The organism is Candidatus Hydrogenedentota bacterium (assembly GCA_012523015.1).
Taxonomy (GTDB): Bacteria; Hydrogenedentota; Hydrogenedentia; order Hydrogenedentales; family CAITNO01; genus JAAYBJ01.
In genome coordinates this window covers 1-4067 of sequence record JAAYJI010000107.1, presented here as the reverse complement: position 1 = coordinate 4067, position 4067 = coordinate 1, and the positions used below count along the sequence as shown (strand labels likewise).

3 protein-coding genes are annotated in these 4067 nt (G+C 52.7%); all 3 read left to right on the top strand.

Annotation, left to right across the window (positions count from 1 at the left end; all coding sequences use genetic code 11):
* Positions 1–1129: formylglycine-generating enzyme family protein (locus GX117_04640; GenBank protein ID NLO32630.1), on the top strand; the 1129-nt coding region annotated here is incomplete at its 5' end.
* A 295-nt stretch (positions 1130–1424) separates the two neighbouring features.
* Positions 1425–2732, top strand: a complete 1308-nt coding sequence (locus GX117_04635; GenBank protein ID NLO32629.1) for a hypothetical protein — start codon at positions 1425–1427, stop codon at positions 2730–2732.
* Positions 2733–2783: 51 nt separating this feature from the next.
* A complete protein-coding gene (locus GX117_04630) occupies positions 2784–4031 on the top strand; it encodes a glycosyltransferase family 4 protein (protein NLO32628.1) in 1248 nt (415 codons plus the stop codon).
* Positions 4032–4067 lie beyond the last annotated feature (36 nt).

Sequence of the window (4067 nt, the reverse complement as noted above, 5' to 3'; positions counted from 1 at the left end):
GATTGATCTAAACGTACCCGATCACGGCAGATGGAGCGACCATATCGACATCCCCGGAAATAGTTGCGTGCGCCGTGCAGAAATGCGCGCCCTCTATTCGCACCTGCCTGAAGATGATACCGAAGAAGAGCTGACAGTTGCCGACTATCCCGACCAATATGAAGCGCCTCAAGGAGACACGCCGACGCCTGCGCCCTATCAAAAAGGGTGGGCTTTCTCCGCCGAAGAAGCAGCACAGCGCCAACAACAAGGAGGCGCGGAGATCAAGCGAAGCCTGACCCTCGCTGATGGGATCACCATGGATTTTGTATGGATACCGGCAGGCAGTTTTTGTATGGGCGGCGAACATTTCGCCGATGAAAGCCCGAGTACCACGGTCACTATCGATACCCCCTTCTGGCTGGGTGTGACAGAAGTGACCAATGCACAGTACGCCTGTTACGATGCTGAGCATGACAGCCGTTATATTGACCAACACAATAAAGATCATACGACACCGGGCTATCCTGCCAATGAAGCGGATCAACCGGTTATACGCGTCTCTTGGCATGAAGCACTCGCCTTTACCGATTGGCTCAGCACACAATCTGGCACACCCTGTACCCTGCCTACGGAGGCGCAATGGGAGTGGGCATGTCGCGCCGGCGGTGCCGACGCCCTATTCTATGGCGGTCTCGACACCGACTTCTCGCCCTATGCAAACCTCGCCGATGCCTCGGTCATACGTCTGGCTGTGGCAGGCGTCAATCCGCAGCCTATTCCCAACCCTTCGCCCTTCATGGATTTCCTGCCCAAGGACCCACGCTTTGATGATGGGGAACGGCTTGTTTGTGCCGTAGGACAATATGCGCCCAACCCTTGGGGATTGAAAGACATGCATGGCATCGGCTGTGAATGGACACGCTCTGCCTATCTGCCCTACCCTTACAAAGACGACGACGGCAGAAATGATATTATCGGTGAGGCGAAACGCGTAGTGCGGGGCGGTTCCTGGACAGATCGGCCCTTCCGCGCCCGTTCCGCCTTCAGGACACCCTATCAACCGTGGCAGGCCGTCCAGAATGTGGGCTTCCGTGTGATGATTCGTATTGACGATGAAACGCAAAAAATTGCCATGGAAACACCTTGATCCTTTTAACAACATAAAGCTGATAGGCGCAGCCGCTTAAGGGGCGAAACCTTAGGCGGTTGACTGTCGTCAAAACTTTATCGTATAAAACTAAGATACGGCGGTGATTCCTGCATCACCTTTGTGTGGGATCTGCATAGCAGATCCTCTTAATATACCGGCGATGCCAACCCACTTGTTGTATCCCGAAAAAGTCAAGGAGCGCGTTATGAAAGCACTGCAACCGGCACGAGGCATCTGTATCCTCATTGTCGCCATCTGTACCCTAAGCCTAGGTTTCGCCTGGAGCGACGGCATGACTGCCGCTGTCTTCGATATGGATATTACACCGCCCCTCGGTTTTCAGATGGCTTATGACCCGGTCATCAATACCTGGGATCTGGGACTGCGCGCTAAAGGCGTAGTCTTGATCGGATCCGGAGCGCCTATCGTACTTTGCGCTATGGATTGGATCGGCATTGGCAATGACGGCAACAAAGCTTTCCGCGAAGCCCTAGCAAGAGCCGCGAGCACCAGCCCTGACCGAGTCACTGTGCACACGGTTCATCAACATGATGCGCCTGCCTGTGACTTTTCCGTGGAAGCCCTCGCCGCTAAATATGACCTTGAATTTAAATGCTATAAAGGCGCCTTCGCCCGGGAAATACTGAATCAGCTGGAGGCTGCCGTGCGCGACGCTTTGCCCAACGCACAACCCATCACCCATTATAGTGTCGGCACGGCGGAGGTTAAGGAAGTAGCGTCCAACCGTCGAATCCCCGACGAAACCGGTAAAATCCGTGCCGTACGCTTTACCAGCTGTGCAGATCCAGAACTGCGCGCTGAACCTGAGGGCATTATCGATTCTAATGTCTGTCTTGTCGGTCTGTGGAACGAAGACACTCCTGTTGCCATACTCAGTTACTATGCCTGCCATCCTCAAAGTTATTACCGTACCGGCATCCCTAACCCCGACTTCCCCGGTTTAGCGCGCTTTATGCGGCAACTTGAAGTGCCCCAAGCGCTGCACATCCATTTCACCGGTGCAGCCGGCAATATCGGCGCCGGTAAATACAATGACGGATCGAAAGAAAACCGCCTTATCCTTGCCCAACGCCTTGCAGACGGCATGAAACAAGCGTGGGAACATAGTGAAAAACAGCCTTTAGACAGTGAAATACTTCGTTGGGAGATGACACCTGCGCTACTCCCCGCGGGAAAACACCTAAATCGTGAACAATTTGAATCCGGCCTTGAAAATCGCGCCGAAGGCGTTGGCATCTTAAGCTGTGCTTCCGGACTGGCATGGCTGCAGCGCTGTGAGGCTGGCGATGCCATCAACATCTCCTGTCTCCATATCGGAAAGGCGCGTATCCTGCATATGCCTGGCGAGCTCTTTGTAGAATATCAGCTTGCCGCGAAAGCTGCACGGCCCGATCTCTTCGTGACTATGGCGGCTTATGGGGATTACGGACCCGGCTATATCGGTACTGCCCGCGCCTATGAAACGGGCGGCTATGAAACGGGCCCAAAAGCGAGTCTTGTCGCGCCTGAAGTGGAATCGGTGCTCTTATCGGCCCTTAGCACACTGCTCGAAACAGAAGTCACGCTTCTTACCGACTAATCACCATTTTTATATATTTAGAAATACAATCATTATGGGGTAACTACGAAAATGTATAGATCGCTGCGTGTCGCATGTGTCGATATGCTCTTTTGTTGGCCCGCTCAAGGCGGTGCCGATGTCGATCTATTCCACGTACTTAAGGGTCTCAAAGAGCGCGCAATGGACGTTCGTTTGTTTGTGCCCCATTTTGAAAGTGTAGCAGGGCGAGGTATCGTCCAAGAGGAAGAGCTCCCTTTTCCCTGTACCGTGTTGCCTGTCAATCCTTCTTGTTGCCGAGCGGATAGAGTCGTCGAAACGCTGCGCGCAGCTGTGGATCAATGGAAGCCTGACGTGGTGTTTCTCAGCCATGGATATGCCCTAAAACCACTTGTTGCTCTTGCTTTAGCCCAATACCCCCTTATTAGCCGCTATTACGCCCATGAACTCTTATGCGCCCGCGACGCCTACCGATTTAAAGATGGTATTCCTTGTGATTACAATTACTTGCGTTATCCGGACTATTGCCGACGTTGTGCTTTCCAATCACTGGCGCCTCAAATCAAATTGGGGCGAGAAGAAGCGTGGCTCCAGGACTATCTGCTTGCCCGTGCCTATGAGACGGGCTATTACGCACTGTTTCGTAAAGCCTTAGACATCATGGACGCTTTGGTAGTCTTTAATACGGCACTGCGGGACAGTCTCGCTCGTTATAAGGACAAAGTCCATGTTATTCCCGGCGGCGTATCGCTCTTGCCTGAGGGTCCCTCACCGTCTTTACCATTTTTACAGAACAACGATAAAAAACGAATATTTATGGCGGGCCGTGTCGACGACCCGGCCAAAGGCTTATCTTTGCTTCTCGAAGCGGGCGCGCGTCTCCTCCGCAAACGGGACGATTTCCATATTTATGCTACCCATTTTGATCCTTTGTGGCAGGGACCTTTTTTTTCTTCTACGGGCTGGATGCCCTATGATACACTGCGCCGTACCTATGGTGAAATGGACATCTGCGTGATTCCCTCGCGATGGGAAGAACCTTTCGGGCTCGTCGCCTTGGAATCCATGAGCGCAGGAACTGTGGTTTGTGCCGCTGATTGCGGCGGACTCCATGATATTGTGCTGCACCAAGAGACAGGGCTGCTCTTCGATTCAGGGGATTCTAACGCGCTATTCAACGCCTTAGATTGGCTTTTAGATCACGAAGAACAACGGCGGAGCCTCGGCGCTGCAGGTCTGGAACGCGTACAAAAACACTACCTCTGGAACCACGTTATTGATACCTACTACCTTCCTTTATTAGAATCGGTGGTGAAATGAACGAAACCGTACAAAAAATAGGGCTTCTTTATAGTT

Excerpts from the sequence above, each read along its gene's own strand:
- GX117_04635 (NLO32629.1), top strand. The coding sequence starts at position 1,425 with ATGACTGCCGCTGTCTTCGATATGGATATTACACCGCCCCTCGGTTTT.
- GX117_04630 (NLO32628.1), top strand. The coding sequence starts at position 2,784 with ATGTATAGATCGCTGCGTGTCGCATGTGTCGATATGCTCTTTTGTTGG.